Source organism: Streptomyces viridosporus T7A, assembly GCF_008704515.1.
GTDB classification, from domain to species: Bacteria; Actinomycetota; Actinomycetes; order Streptomycetales; family Streptomycetaceae; genus Streptomyces; species Streptomyces viridosporus.
This window is the reverse complement of sequence record NZ_CP023700.1, coordinates 1,524,539-1,536,921: the sequence shown is the minus strand read 5'-3', so window position 1 is coordinate 1,536,921 and position 12,383 is coordinate 1,524,539. Positions and strand designations below refer to the sequence as shown.

At 72.7% G+C, this 12,383-nt stretch carries 12 protein-coding genes and 1 pseudogene; 3 read left to right on the top strand and 10 right to left on the bottom strand.

From position 1 onward, the window contains the following. Positions 1-10: 10 nt before the first annotated feature. The 7 genes and pseudogenes from CP969_RS07215 to CP969_RS07185 form a co-directional block, all read right to left on the bottom strand. Positions 11-187, bottom strand: a complete 177-nt coding sequence (locus CP969_RS07215; RefSeq protein WP_004991159.1) for a hypothetical protein — start codon at positions 185-187, stop codon at positions 11-13. A 13-nt stretch (positions 188-200) separates the two neighbouring features. Then, the gene (locus CP969_RS07210) at positions 201-2,000 is read right to left on the bottom strand and encodes a protein kinase domain-containing protein (RefSeq protein ID WP_150474905.1); all 1,800 of its coding nucleotides are present in this window, start codon (positions 1,998-2,000) and stop codon (positions 201-203) included. A 166-nt stretch (positions 2,001-2,166) separates the two neighbouring features. Then, positions 2,167-2,769 (bottom strand): annotated as a pseudogene (locus CP969_RS34590) (DUF6777 domain-containing protein); the annotation flags it as partial. Positions 2,770-2,896: 127 nt separating this feature from the next. Further along, complete coding sequence (locus tag CP969_RS07200; protein ID WP_004991161.1) at positions 2,897-3,847, bottom strand: cytochrome c oxidase assembly protein; 951 nt, start codon at positions 3,845-3,847, stop codon at positions 2,897-2,899. 105 nt (positions 3,848-3,952) lie between these two features. Then, on the bottom strand, positions 3,953-4,978 hold the full coding sequence (locus CP969_RS07195; protein WP_016827281.1) for a 6-phosphofructokinase: 1,026 nt from the start codon (positions 4,976-4,978) through the stop codon (positions 3,953-3,955). A 155-nt stretch (positions 4,979-5,133) separates the two neighbouring features. After that, positions 5,134-5,862, bottom strand: coding sequence for a type 1 glutamine amidotransferase (locus tag CP969_RS07190; RefSeq protein WP_004991163.1), 729 nt, complete (start codon positions 5,860-5,862; stop codon positions 5,134-5,136). Positions 5,863-5,895: 33 nt separating this feature from the next. Further along, complete coding sequence (locus tag CP969_RS07185; protein WP_004991164.1) at positions 5,896-7,134, bottom strand: MurT ligase domain-containing protein; 1,239 nt, start codon at positions 7,132-7,134, stop codon at positions 5,896-5,898. A gap of 147 nt (positions 7,135-7,281) precedes the next feature. Between CP969_RS07185 and def the strand changes: the two genes are divergently transcribed. Next, positions 7,282-7,836: a peptide deformylase gene (def, locus tag CP969_RS07180; RefSeq protein ID WP_016827282.1), complete on the top strand. Its 555-nt coding sequence runs from the start codon at positions 7,282-7,284 to the stop codon at positions 7,834-7,836. A 35-nt stretch (positions 7,837-7,871) separates the two neighbouring features. Here def and CP969_RS07175 read toward each other — a convergent pair whose 3' ends face one another. Continuing rightward, positions 7,872-8,513 (bottom strand): TetR/AcrR family transcriptional regulator, encoded by a 642-nt coding sequence (locus CP969_RS07175; protein ID WP_016827283.1) that lies wholly within the window; start codon positions 8,511-8,513, stop codon positions 7,872-7,874. A 173-nt stretch (positions 8,514-8,686) separates the two neighbouring features. Between CP969_RS07175 and CP969_RS07170 the strand changes: the two genes are divergently transcribed. Together CP969_RS07170 and CP969_RS07165 are read left to right on the top strand one after the other, a co-directional pair. Then, complete coding sequence (locus CP969_RS07170; RefSeq protein ID WP_004991171.1) at positions 8,687-9,913, top strand: acyl-CoA dehydrogenase family protein; 1,227 nt, start codon at positions 8,687-8,689, stop codon at positions 9,911-9,913. 102 nt (positions 9,914-10,015) lie between these two features. Continuing rightward, the gene (locus tag CP969_RS07165) at positions 10,016-10,678 is read left to right on the top strand and encodes a hypothetical protein (RefSeq protein ID WP_016827284.1); all 663 of its coding nucleotides are present in this window, start codon (positions 10,016-10,018) and stop codon (positions 10,676-10,678) included. A gap of 6 nt (positions 10,679-10,684) precedes the next feature. On the opposite strand, the gene CP969_RS07160 is transcribed toward CP969_RS07165, so the two are convergent. Together CP969_RS07160 and CP969_RS07155 are read right to left on the bottom strand one after the other, a co-directional pair. Then, positions 10,685-10,921 carry a DUF6213 family protein gene (locus CP969_RS07160; RefSeq protein ID WP_004991175.1) on the bottom strand — a complete coding sequence of 79 codons (237 nt, stop codon included), beginning with the start codon at positions 10,919-10,921 and terminating at the stop codon, positions 10,685-10,687. Positions 10,922-10,946: 25 nt separating this feature from the next. Further along, positions 10,947-12,332, bottom strand: coding sequence for an NADP-dependent succinic semialdehyde dehydrogenase (locus CP969_RS07155; protein ID WP_016827285.1), 1,386 nt, complete (start codon positions 12,330-12,332; stop codon positions 10,947-10,949). Positions 12,333-12,383 lie beyond the last annotated feature (51 nt).

Genomic DNA, 12,383 nt, shown 5'->3' with positions numbered 1-12,383 from the left:
CAGGTGTCCCTCAGGCGCTGCGCGTGGCGACCATGCCGAGGGTGATCAGGCCCAGGACCACCCAGGCGAACCACAACCAGCCGTTGCTGCCGAGCGCCACCGTGTAGGCCGTCACGGCGACCAGCCCGCCGACGGTGAGCACCCCCATGGTCTTCGTCGAACTGGAACCGTTCGTGGAACCGGGCATCGCGACACCCTCCTCATTCGGTTCCCTCCATGGTGCCCCCGTTCCGTTTCTTTACGGTGCACACGACGACATGGGCGCCGGACTTCCAGGACCCCTCGCTGGTCCAGGACCCGGCTTCGTGGACGGACGGGTCGAAGCCGTAGTCACGCGGCGGCACCTCGCGTGCGCACGCGGTGTCCGACCCGGTGCGGGCCTCGGCGAGCGTGACGTCCGCGCCCAGCCGCGTGAACCCGAGCACCTGCTCGTCGTAGCGGCCGCCGCAGGGCACCAGCCGGGCCTCCCGGTGGGAGCGCGCGTCCAGGCAGTCCCGCCGCTGCATCGTCGCGGTGTCGGCGAACGCCGCCCCGAACCGGCGCCGCTCCCCGAGCGGCCCGTACACCGGTCCGTGCGCCCCCAGCACCAGACAGGCGGTACGCCGCCCGGCCGCCTCGAACCCCTGCGGGGCCGGGACGACGGCGACGCTGCGGACGTCGGCCAGCCTGTCGCGGATCTCCCGCGTCCGCTCCTCGCACCGGGCCGGCCCCCGCTCCCGCGCCTCCTCGTCCGAGGCGGCCGCGACGAACGCCATGACCTGTCCGTCGGGAGCCTGGTCCGCGCAGGTCGGATCCAGGGCGAGCCGCGGGACGCCGGTGAACCGGGTGCCGCCGGGCCAGTCGGCCAGCACGCAGTCGCCCTCCCGCAGGGGTTCCGCCAGCCCGACGGCCTCGCCGTACGGCACCGCGGCCCCGCCGCTGCCGTCCGTCCGGTCGGCCAGCGCGTACCAGGCACCGCCCAGGGCCAGCACCAGGCCGAGCCCACCGGCGAGGACGGCCCGCAGCGCGTGCGGGCGGGGGCGCCGGCGGGCCCCGGTGGCGGAACCGGCCCCTCCGGCCGCGGGCCGGGCCGGGGCCTCCCAGGGCGAGGGCGACCCGGGGTCCGTCTGCGTCCACGCGTACGCCTCCGACTGCGGGGTCACGATGCGCGCCAGCTCCGCCGCCACCGCCCGCGCCGTCGTCCGCCGGTCCGGGTCCTTCGTGAGCAGCCCCCGCAGCACCGGCGCCAGCGCGCCCGCCCGCACCGGTGGGCGCGGTTCCTCCATGACGACCGCGGTGATCGAGGCCAGCGGCGACTCCCGCGCGAACGGGCTGCGGCCCTCCACGCCGTGGTAGAGCGTGCAGCCGAGCGAGAACAGGTCGGCCGCGGGGGTGGGCGGGCCTCCGGTGACCCGCTCCGGCGCCAGGTAACCCGCCGTGCCGACCAGGGCGGACGCCAGGGTGTACCGCGTCTCACCGGTGTCCGGCTGGACGGAGATGCCGTAGTCGGTGAGCAGCACCCGCCCGTGGGGCAGGCCGGTGCGGTCCGGCGCGAGCAGGATGTTCGCCGGTTTCACGTCCCGGTGCATCACGCCCCGCTCGTGCCCGGCGGTCAGCGCGTCCAGCACGGCCAGCCCGATCCGGGCGCACTCGGCCGGGGCGAGCCGGCCGCCCCGGGCGACCAGTTCCCGCAGGTCGACGGCGCCCGCGACGTACTCCATGACGATCCACGGCAGCCCTTCGTGCTCCAGCACGTCGTGCACGGTCACCACGTGCGGGTGACCGCGCAGGCCCGCCGCGTGCCGGGCCTCCGCGCGGGCCCGGGCCACCCGGGCCTCGCGCTCCCGGCCGGACTCGGCCGGATCGTGGAACACGATCTCCTTGAGGGCGACCTCGCACGCGAGTCCCTGGTCGTGGGCGAGCCAGACGTGCCCCATGCCGCCGCCGCCCAGCCGGCGCAGCAGCAGGTAGCGTCCGGCGATGACCCGGCCGACTCCGGACGTGGGTGATCCTGAAGGCATCCGATGAACTCCCGGTTCGCGGGGCGCTGGGCGGTGGCGGCCGCGGCGTCGGCTCCGGCGGGGGTCCCCGCGGGGGGGCCGGTGGAGGCGGGTGCGCCGATGTCCGGGGCCGGATCGCCGACGTCGACGGGGGAGATCCACTCCGGTTGCCGGGCGCGGGCCGTACCACCACGGCTCGGAAGGGCCGTGGCCCCTCCACTCCTCGGTCCCGTCCTCGAACGCGACGGAAATCCCGCGTTCGTCCCCCTCGAAGGGCCGCAGCGGTATTTCCGCACGAGCACTTCACCTCGGGAAGTCCCCGCGCGTCGACCGGAATCGCGATTCCCGCCCGGAGCGGCGCGGAAAAGGGAACAGCCTTTCCCTTTTCGTGGTCGTGTTTCTCCCCCAGGGTGTCGTGGCGCGGGAGGACGGGGGTGGGCCGGTCGAGGCATTCCGGTGTCCCGCCGGTGCGAAGACCGGGCGCCGTCGCCCGTGCCCGTGTCGGGCGGCCGTCGCGCGGCGCGGTGAGACACCGTTCCAGCCGCCCGGCGTCGCGGATCGCCCGCCGCCCGGTGCCCCCGTACCGACCAGGTGTGTTTCCCCGCCGCGAGCCGCCGCGGGCGGGCCGCGACCGCACGCCGGCGTCCCGTCCGAGCCCGCTGTGCCCGTCGAAGAACGGTGCCCGGGAGGCGACCCCCGCGGCGACCGCTCCGGCCTCGAACAAAGGTGTGGCCGAATCACGCCCACCGGCGACCGGACGAATCAACGGCAGGACGGCGATCCTTCGCATCGCCGTTTTCCCCGCCCCGTGCAGGAACGCGCGCAGTGCCATCACCGCTCCCCCCGGCGGTTTCCCCCGGACACTTCACGCTACTGAAGGAAATTGCCCGTTCAAGGGGGCCGGGGGAGGGGTGAATTCAGTTTCCGCGTGCGTGCAGTGAGGCCAGATAGGCGTTGTACGCCTCGAGTTCCTTGTCCCCGTCACGGTCGGCGGCGCGGTCCTCGCGCTTGGCCTGCCGCTGGTCCGAGGCGTACCACTGGAACAGCAGCGCGATCAGCACCAGGACGGACGGGACCTCGCTGAACGCCCAGGCGATGCCGCCGGCCGCGTTCTGGTCGGACAGCGCCTCGATCCCGAGCGAGGCGGGCGGGTTCTCGAAGGTCGTGACCATCGGGGAGGACGCCATCATCAGCGCGATGCCGAAGAAGGCGTGGAACGGCATGCCCGCGAACAGCTCCAGCATCCGCATGAGGTGTCCCGGACGGTGCGGGCCCGGGTCCACGCCCATGATCGGCCAGAAGAAGATCAGGCCGACGGCGAGGAAGTGCACCATCATCGCGATGTGCCCGATCTGCGAACCCATCAGGAAGTCGAAGATCGGGGTGAAGTACAGCGCGTACAGGCTCGCGATGAACATCGGGATGGTGAACACCGGGTGGGTGATGACCCGCATGTAGCGGCTGTGCAGCAGCATCAGCAGCAGCTCGCGCGGCCCCTTGCGGCCCCGCCCGGCCGTCGGCAGCGCGCGCAGCGCCAGGGTGATCGGGGCGCCGAGCAGGATCAGGATCGGTGACACCATGCTGATCACCATGTGCTGCACCATGTGCACGCTGAACATGACCATGCCGTAGTCGTTCAGTGCGGTGCACATCACCAGCCCGATGCTGAGCACGCCGGTGACGAACGCCACCGTCCGCCCCACCGGCCACTTGTCCCCGCGCCGGACGAGGCGCACCACGCCCCAGCCGTACAGGGCCAGCCCGAGCAGGCAGGCGATGAGGAAGAACGGGTCCGCCGACCAGGCGAGTCCTCGCCCCAGCGTGAACGGCGGCAGATCCATGGTCATGCCGTGCCCGCTGTGATCCATCCGCCGGCTCCTGATTCGTGGTGGTTGTGCGCTGTCTGTCCGCACCAGACTAGAACCGCCCCCGGTCGCGGCTGCGACCGGGGGCGGGGTTGGCCCGTTCGAGTGCTACAGGACACACTCCGCCTCGGCGTAACGCTCCTCGGGCACCGTCTTCAGCGTCTCGACGGCCTCGGCCAGCGACACCGTGACGATGTCGGTGCCGCGCAGCGCGGTCATCATCCCGAACTCGCCCCGGTGCACGGCCTCCACCGCGTGCCAGCCGAACCGCGTGGCCAGCACCCTGTCGTAGGCGGTCGGCGTGCCGCCGCGCTGGACGTGGCCGAGGATCACCGGACGGGCTTCCTTGCCGAGCCGCGCCTCCAGCTCCGCCGAGAGCTGCCGCGCGATCCCGGCGAACCGCTCGTGGCCGTAGACGTCCTTGCCGCCCTCGTCGAAGTCCATCGTCCCGGCCTTCGGCTTGGCGCCCTCGGCGGCCACCACGATCGCGAACCGCTTGCCGGCCGCGAACCGCTCGCCGACCTTCGCGGTCAGCTCCTCGATGTCGAAGGGCCGTTCGGGCACGACGACGGCGTGGGCGCCGGCCGCCATGCCGGAGTGCAGCGCGATCCAGCCGGTGTGACGGCCCATGACCTCCACGATCAGCACGCGCTGGTGGGACTCGGCGGTGGTCTTCAGCCGGTCCAGGGCCTCGGTCGCCACGCCGACGGCCGTGTCGAAGCCGAAGGTGACGTCGGTGACGGCGATGTCGTTGTCGATGGTCTTCGGCACACCGACTATCGGCAGGCCGTTGTCCGACAGCAGCCGGGCCGCCTTCAGCGTGCCCTCACCGCCGATCGGGATGATCGCGTCGAGCCCGAGCTCCCGGACGTGCCCCTTGGCCCGTTCCACACCGTCCCGCAGGTGCTCGGGGCGGACCCGGGAGGAGCCGAGGATGGTGCCGCCGAGGGCGAGGATGCCGCCCACCGCGTCGAGGTCGAGCTTGAGGTAGTCGCATTCCAGCAGGCCCTTCCACCCGTCCCGGAAACCGATGACCTCGTCGCCGTGGTCGACGACGGCGCGGTGCACGACGGACCGGATGACGGCGTTCAGGCCGGGGCAGTCGCCGCCGGACGTGAGGACACCAATGCGCATAGCCCGAAACAACCTTCTCGATGTGGGCCGGGACCGGACCGCGCTGTCCGGCTCGATCCCCGCCACCCTAGCGGCATCGGGGGGCGGGGCCACATCGAGCGTCCGCCTGCTGGACGACCCCGCTCACCTGTGCGGAGCAGTCGTCAGACGGGCCTTCACGCGGACTGCTGAGCCGCCGCGATGCGCTCGCCCCGCAGTGCCTCGTACCAGCGGTCGTCGGTCGGCGGCAGGGCGTTGACGTCGAGCGCCAGCTTCAGCATCAGGTCCGCGATCTGCGGGTTGCGGGCCAGCACGGGGCCGTGCATGTAGGTGCCGAACACGGTGTCGTTGTACGCGCCCTCCGTGCCGTCCCCCGTGCCGTTGCCGTTGCCGAAGCGCACCTGGGCGAAGGGGCGGGCCGTGGGGCCCAGGTGGGTGACGCCCTGGTGGTTCTCGAAGCCGGTCAGCGGGGGCAGGCCGAGCCGCGGGTCGATGTCGGCCAGCACGTCGCCCACGCACCGGGCGCCCTCGCCGCGCACCGAGACCACGTCGAGCAGGCCGAGGCCGGGCTCGCGCTGGCCGAGGTCGTTGATGAACTCGTGGCCGAGGATCTGGTAGCCGGCGCACACCGAGAACACGATCGCGCCGTTCTCCACCGCCCGGTGCAGACCGCCGTCCCGGCGCAGCCGCTCGGCGGCCAGCCGCTGCGGACGGTCCTCGCCGCCGCCGATCAGGTAGATGTCGCCGGAGGTCGGGATCGGCTGGTCGCTGCGCACGTCGAGCCGGGCCACGTCCAGGCCGCGCTGCCGGGCCCGGCGTTCCACGACGAGCACGTTGCCCTGGTCGCCGTAGGTGCTGAGCAGGTCGGGGTAGAGCCAGACGACCCGCAGGCTGTTGTCGCTCATGAAGTCACTGTCCTTGTGAGTGCGTCGCCCGCGTCAGTTGCCGACGCGGCGGCGCAGGTCCTGGAAGGCGGTGTAGTTGGCGATGACCTCGATCCGGCCGGGCGGGCACAGCTGGACCGCCTGGTCGATGTCCTCGCAGACCTGGAACTGCTGGTCAGCGACCTCCAGGCGCACCGCGAGGTCCAGCTTCCGGTCGCCGATGACGCAGATCGGGTGGCCGGTCAGCCGGGTGTAGTCGACGTCCCACAGCCAGGAGGTGTCGGTGCCGTCGGCGGAGCGCGCGTTCACCGACAGGATCACCGGGGTCGGCGGCGGGTCGATCAGCGAGAACGTCTCCAGCCAGCCCGCGGGGTTCTTGGCGAGCAGCAGCCGCAGGTCCCGGCCCTGGAACTGCACGACGTCGTAGCGGCCCGCCACGGCCTGCACCTGGTACATCCGCTCCAGGGCGACCTGCGGCGGCACCCCGAAGACGGCGGCGACGGCCGCGGAGCTCGCGGCGTTGGCCTTGTTGGCGCGGCCCGGAAGCTGGAGGTGGATCGGCCAGGCGGAGCCGTGCGGGTCGAGCACGTGGTCGCCGGACAGGGCCCAGCTGGGGGTCGGCCGGCGGAAGCCGCACTCGCCGCAGAACCAGTCGTCGCCCGGGCGCTGCATCACACCGCCGCAGGACGGGCAGGACCAGGCGTCGTCCTTCCACATCTGCCCGGCGGCGACCCAGATCACGTTGGGGGAGGAGGACGCGGCCCACACCACCAGCGGGTCGTCGGCGTTGGCGACGACGACGGCCTTGGAGCCGGCCAGGCCCTCGCGCCAGTTCTCCGCGAGCATGCGGGTCTCGGCGGCGCGGTCGAGCTGGTCGCGGGAGAGGTTGAGCAGGGCGATGCACTTCGGGGCGGTGTCCCGGGCGACGCCGGCGAGGTACTTCTCGTCGACCTCGATGACGCCGAACTTCGCGTCCGAGCCGCCGGCGAGCGCCGAGGTGATGCCGGCCGGCATGTTGGCGCCGAGCGCGTTGGAGACGACCGGTCCCGCGGCCCGCAGCGCCTCGGCGATGAGCCGGGTGGTGGTGGTCTTGCCGTTGGTCGCCGAGACCAGCACGACGTCCAGGCTCTGGGCGAGCCGGGCGAGGAGGTCGGGGTCGAGTTTCAGCGCCACCCGGCCGCCGATCACCGAACCGCTGCCGCGCCCTGCGGCGCGTGATGCCGCCGCGACCGCTTTACCTGCGGTCACGGCCAGCTTGGCCCGCGGCGTGAGCGGGTCCGAGTTGCCTGCCATCAGTTCTCGATCCTCCTTGCGTACGCGCCGCGCCTGTGCCTGACGGCCACGTGGTGTGAACGTCAGCCTATCGAGATCCATTCGCACTCCAGAACCGCGGCACCCTCGTGAGACGGGCGTTGCAGGAAGGACCGTACTCTGACCGCCATGCGACACGGCTCCATCCCCGGCGTCCACGGACGTGTGCGGCCCCTCACCCTGCTCGGCGACCCGGTGCTGCGGGCACCCTGCCGGGAGGTCGCCGACTTCGGTCCCGAACTGGCCCGGCTGGTGGAGGACTTGTTCGCGACGATGTACGCGGCCCGGGGGGTGGGCCTGGCCGCCAACCAGATCGGCGAGCCGCTGCGGGTGTTCGTGTACGACTGCCCGGACGACGAGGACGTCCGGCACCTCGGCCACGTGGTGAACCCGCGGCTGGTCGAGACGGACGGCGTGGTGGTGCGCGGCCCCGAGGGCTGTCTGTCCCTGCCGGGACTGGAGGCCGGGACGGAGCGCCACGACCACGCGGTCGTCGAGGGCTTCACGGTGACCGGCGAACCGGTCACCGTCCACGGCACGGGTTTCTTCGCCCGGTGCCTGCAGCACGAGTGCGACCACCTGGAGGGCCGTCTCTACGCCGACCGGCTGACGGGGTGGCGGCACCGCAGGCTCATGCGCCAGGTGAAGCGGGCCTCCTGGAACCGGGAGGGCCGGGAGGGCTGAGGGGACGCCGGGCGGACGTCGGGGGCGAGGAGCGGTCAGAACCCCGGGCCGCCCACCCTGTCGCCCGCCGCGGCCAGCCGCCCCCAGAGCAGGTCGGCCAGGCTGCGCACCAACGCGGCGCGGGAGCAGGGACGTTCGCCGAGCCACCAGTCACCGGCCGCGTGCATCATGCCGACGATGCCGTGTCCCCACACCCGGGCCAGCTGCTGGCTGTCCGACCCGAGGTCCAGCCGCTCCTCGATGACCTGTGCCAGCTCCTCGCCCATCCGCCGCAGCAGCGGCGCCGAGTGCTTGCCCACGTCGAAGCCCTGGTCGCTCTGCGACCCCTCCGCCGGGTGCATCAGGAAGCGGTACACCTGGGGGCGCGCCTCGATCGCCGAGAGGTAGGTGTCCAGGGTCGCCTCGACCCGCTCGCGCCGGTCGGCCGGGGCGTCCAGGGCGGCCCGCAGCGAGTCCAGCAACGCGTCGGTGTGCCGCTTGGCCAGGGCGGCGTAGAGTCCCCCCTTGTCGCCGAAGTGCCGGTAGAGGATCGGCTTGGTGATGCCGGCCTCGGCGGCGATCGCGTTCATCGAGGCCTGCGGGCCGTCGCGCAGCACCACCCGGTCGGCGGCCTCCAGCAGCTCGCGCCGGCGTCGGTCGGCGGACCGCTGCTGATCGGTCCGCTGCGTGGTGTCCATGAGATCTCCCCACCCGTGCTGTTCCGGTGACGCCTGCGCAAACTAACACTGACGGCACCCCGGGCATCGAACGGGATGCCGACCGGTCCCGGGGAGTTGACTTTTCTTACCAGCGGGTAACAGACTCGTGTTACCGCAAGTAACATGCACGTGCACCGCCCGCTGGAGGGGACATGGCCGAGTTCACCATGGAGCTCAACGACGAACAGAAGGAGGTCCGGGACTGGCTGCACGGCTTCGCCGCCGATGTGATCCGCCCCGCGGCCGCCGAATGGGACGAGCGTGAGGAGACTCCCTGGCCGGTCATCCAGGAGGCGGCCAAGGTCGGCATCTACTCCCTGGACTTCTACGCCCAGCAGTACTTCGACGCCACCGGTCTCGGCATCCCCATGACGATGGAGGAGCTGTTCTGGGGCGACGCGGGCATCGCCCTGTCGATCGTCGGGACCGGCCTCGCCGCCGTGGGCGTCCTCGCCAACGGCACCGAGGAGCAGATCGGCACCTGGATCCCGCAGATGTACGGCGACGCGCACGACGTCAAGGTCGCCGCGTTCTGCTCCTCCGAGCCCGACGCCGGCTCCGACGTGGCCTCCCTGCGCACCCGCGCGGTGTACGACGAGGCCAAGGACGAGTGGGTGATCAACGGCACCAAGACCTGGGCGACCAACGGCGGCATCGCCAACGTCCACGTCGTGGTCGCGGTCGTCGACCCGGACCTCGGCTCCAAGGGCCACGCCTCCTTCATCGTCCCGCCGGGCACCCCCGGCCTGTCCCAGGGCCAGAAGTTCAAGAAGCACGGCATCCGCGCCTCGCACACCGCCGAGGTCGTCCTGGAGGACGTCCGGGTCCCCGGCTCCTGCCTGCTCGGCGGCAAGGAGAAGCTGGACGAGCGCCTCGCCCGCGCCCGGGAGAAGGCGAAGAAGGGCGGCGAGCGCGTCAAGAACGCCGCCATGGCCACCTTCGAGGCGTCCCGCCCGGCGGTCGGCGCCATGGCGGTCGGCACCGCCCGCGCCGCGTACGAGGTCGCCCTGGAGTACGCCCAGACGCGTGAGCAGTTCGGCCGCCCGATCATCGACAACCAGGGCGTCGCCTTTCAGCTCGCCGACATGCGCACCCGGATCGACGCCGCCCGCCTGCTGGTCTGGCGCGCCTCCTGGATGGCGGTCAACGGCAAGCCCTTCACGGCCGCCGAGGGCTCGATGTCCAAGCTGTTCGCCAGCGAGACCGCCAAGGAGGTCACCGCCCAGGCGATCCAGATCCTGGGCGGCAACGGCTACACCCGCGAGTACCCGGTGGAGCGGATGCACCGCGACGCCGCGATCTACACCATCTTCGAGGGCACGAGCGAGATCCAGCGCCTGGTGATCGCGCGCACCCTGTCGGGCATGCCCATCCGCTGAGGCGGCCGTGAGGACGACCCGGCGGTGCGGGCGGCGCCGCCGGGTTGCCCGCGTCCCGCGCCGGGGGAACGATCGTGGACGACCGACGCGACGGAGGGCGCGATGACACGCACGGCCCGGGACCTGCTGGAGGCGGCCGTCCGGGACCTGGCCCCGGACCCGGGCGCCAACCCCCTCGTGCCGCTGATCGCCCGCGGCGAGGCGGACCGGGCGGTCCTGGCCGCGCTCGCCCGGGAGCAGCGGTGGGTGATCCCCGCGGACCGGCGTGCGTTCCTGCACCTGGCGGACAGGTCCGCGGCCGAACCGCGGTCCGCCGCGTTCTTCACCGCCCTCGCGCAGGGTGAGGCGCTCGCCGCGGAGCACCTGGAACCGTTCGCGGCCGCCTGCGGCGCGGACGCGGCCCGGGCGGACGCGTACGACCCCCTGCCGGGGTGCCAGGCCTACCCCGCCTGCGTCGCCTGGCTGGCCCTCAACGCCGCGCCGGCCGACGCCGTCCTCGCTGTGACCGCCAACTTCTCGGCCTGGGGCGGCTACTGCGCCACGATCGCGAAGGCCCTGCGCACCCACTACGGCTTCACCGACGAGGCCTGCGCCTTCTTCGACTTCTTCGCCGAACCGGCCCCGGACCTGGACCGGACGGCCGAGGCGGCCGTCCGGGCGGCCCTGGAGGCGGGCAGCCTGGACGAGAACCGCGCGCACCGCCACGGTCGCCTGCTGCAGAGCTACGAGGCGATGTTCTGGGCGACGCTCGCCCGGGCGGCCTGACCGCCCCTACGGCGCGCCGCCACTGCTGTGCGCGATGCACGCCACGTCGATCCGGTCGGCCAGCTTGGCCAGCTCGATGGTGAGCGCGGCGACCGTGTCCTCGTCGAGTCCGTCCTCCCCGGCCTCCACCAGACGCACCCACCGTCCGCCCACCGTGCGCAGCAGTTTGCTGACGTCGGCCGCGGCCACCTGCAGGGTCCCGCGGTCGTCGACGATCAGGGGCAGAGTCACTTCGCGGTTCACAGTCGGGATCGTAGCCCTGTGAGCATCACGCACCCTGCCAAACCGTGGTGATGTTGCAGAACTCGCGGATTCCGTGCCCGGACAGCTCACGCCCGTACCCGGACCGCTTGACCCCGCCGAACGGGAACCCGGGGTGCGACGCCGTCATGCCGTTCACGTACACGCTGCCCGCCTCCAGGTCCCGGACGAACCGGTCGATCTCGGCCTCGTCGCGCGTCCAGACGTTGGAACTCAGGCCGAAGTCGGTGTCGTTGGCGATCAGGACCGCCTCGTCCAGGTCGGCCGCCCGGTACAGCGTGGCGACCGGGCCGAAGGCCTCCTCCCGGTGGATGCGCATCTCCCGGGTGATCCCGGCCAGCACGGTCGGCGGGTAGTACCAGCCGGGCCCGTCGGGACGCTCGCCGCCGCACAGCACGGTGGCGCCCGAGCGCACGGCGTCGTCGACCAGTTCCTCCAGGTCGGCCCGGCCCCGCTCGCTGGAGAGCGGGCCGACGTCCGTCCCCTCGTCCATCGGGTCGCCGACCCTCAGCGCCCTCATGCCCGCGGTGAAGCGCTCGGCGAAGGCGTCGTAGACGTCCGTGTGCACGATGAACCGCTTGGCGGCGATGCAGGACTGCCCGGTGTTCTGCGCCCGCGCGGTCACGGCGACCTCGGCGGCCCGGTCCAGGTCGGCGGACGGCATGACCACGAACGGGTCGCTGCCGCCCAGCTCCAGCACCGTCTTCTTGATCATCTCCCCGGCGGTCGAGGCGACCGCGCGTCCCGCGGGCTCGCTGCCGGTGAGGGTGGCCGCCTTCACCCGCTCGTCCCGCAGGATGTCGTCGACCGCGGCGGAGCCGACGAGCAGGGTCTGGAAGCAGCCCTCGGCGAAGCCCGCCCGGTGGAACAGGTCCTCCAGGTACAGGGCGGTCTGCGGCACGTTCGAGGCGTGCTTGAGCAGGCCCACGTTGCCCGCCATCAGCGCGGGTGCCGCGAACCGGACCACCTGCCACAGCGGGAAGTTCCACGGCATCACGGCGAGCACCGGGCCGAGCGGCCGGTAGCGCACCAGCACCCGGGAGGCACCGGAGTCCTTCACGTCGGAGGCGTCGGGCTCCTCGTCGGCGAGCAGCCGCGCCGCGTGGTCGGCGTACCAGTGCATCGCCTTGGCGCACTTGACGGCCTCCGCGCGGGCCTGTGCGACCGGCTTGCCCATCTCCGTGGTGATCACCCGGGCGATGTCGTCCCGGTCCTCCTGGAGGAGGTCGGCGGCCCGGTGCAGCAGCCGGGCGCGCTCGTCGAAGGTCGTCGTCCGGTACGTGCGGAACGTGGCCTCCGCGAGCCGGAGCCGGCGCTCGATCTCCTCCTCGCCCATGGCCTCGTACGTCTTGAGCGTCTCGCCGTTCGCCGGATTCACCGTTGCGATGGGCATCGCTGACCTCCCTGGGGACGGGCTGTGCCTTCGACCCTCCCGCGCGGCGGT

Excerpts from the sequence above, each read along its gene's own strand:
- CP969_RS07215 (WP_004991159.1), bottom strand. The coding sequence starts at position 187 with ATGCCCGGTTCCACGAACGGTTCCAGTTCGACGAAGACCATGGGGGTG.
- CP969_RS07210 (WP_150474905.1), bottom strand. The coding sequence starts at position 2,000 with ATGCCTTCAGGATCACCCACGTCCGGAGTCGGCCGGGTCATCGCCGGA.
- CP969_RS07200 (WP_004991161.1), bottom strand. The coding sequence starts at position 3,847 with ATGGATCACAGCGGGCACGGCATGACCATGGATCTGCCGCCGTTCACG.
- CP969_RS07195 (WP_016827281.1), bottom strand. The coding sequence starts at position 4,978 with ATGCGCATTGGTGTCCTCACGTCCGGCGGCGACTGCCCCGGCCTGAAC.
- CP969_RS07190 (WP_004991163.1), bottom strand. The coding sequence starts at position 5,862 with ATGAGCGACAACAGCCTGCGGGTCGTCTGGCTCTACCCCGACCTGCTC.
- CP969_RS07185 (WP_004991164.1), bottom strand. The coding sequence starts at position 7,134 with ATGGCAGGCAACTCGGACCCGCTCACGCCGCGGGCCAAGCTGGCCGTG.
- def (WP_016827282.1), top strand. The coding sequence starts at position 7,282 with ATGCGACACGGCTCCATCCCCGGCGTCCACGGACGTGTGCGGCCCCTC.
- CP969_RS07175 (WP_016827283.1), bottom strand. The coding sequence starts at position 8,513 with ATGGACACCACGCAGCGGACCGATCAGCAGCGGTCCGCCGACCGACGC.
- CP969_RS07170 (WP_004991171.1), top strand. The coding sequence starts at position 8,687 with ATGGCCGAGTTCACCATGGAGCTCAACGACGAACAGAAGGAGGTCCGG.
- CP969_RS07165 (WP_016827284.1), top strand. The coding sequence starts at position 10,016 with ATGACACGCACGGCCCGGGACCTGCTGGAGGCGGCCGTCCGGGACCTG.
- CP969_RS07155 (WP_016827285.1), bottom strand. The coding sequence starts at position 12,332 with ATGCCCATCGCAACGGTGAATCCGGCGAACGGCGAGACGCTCAAGACG.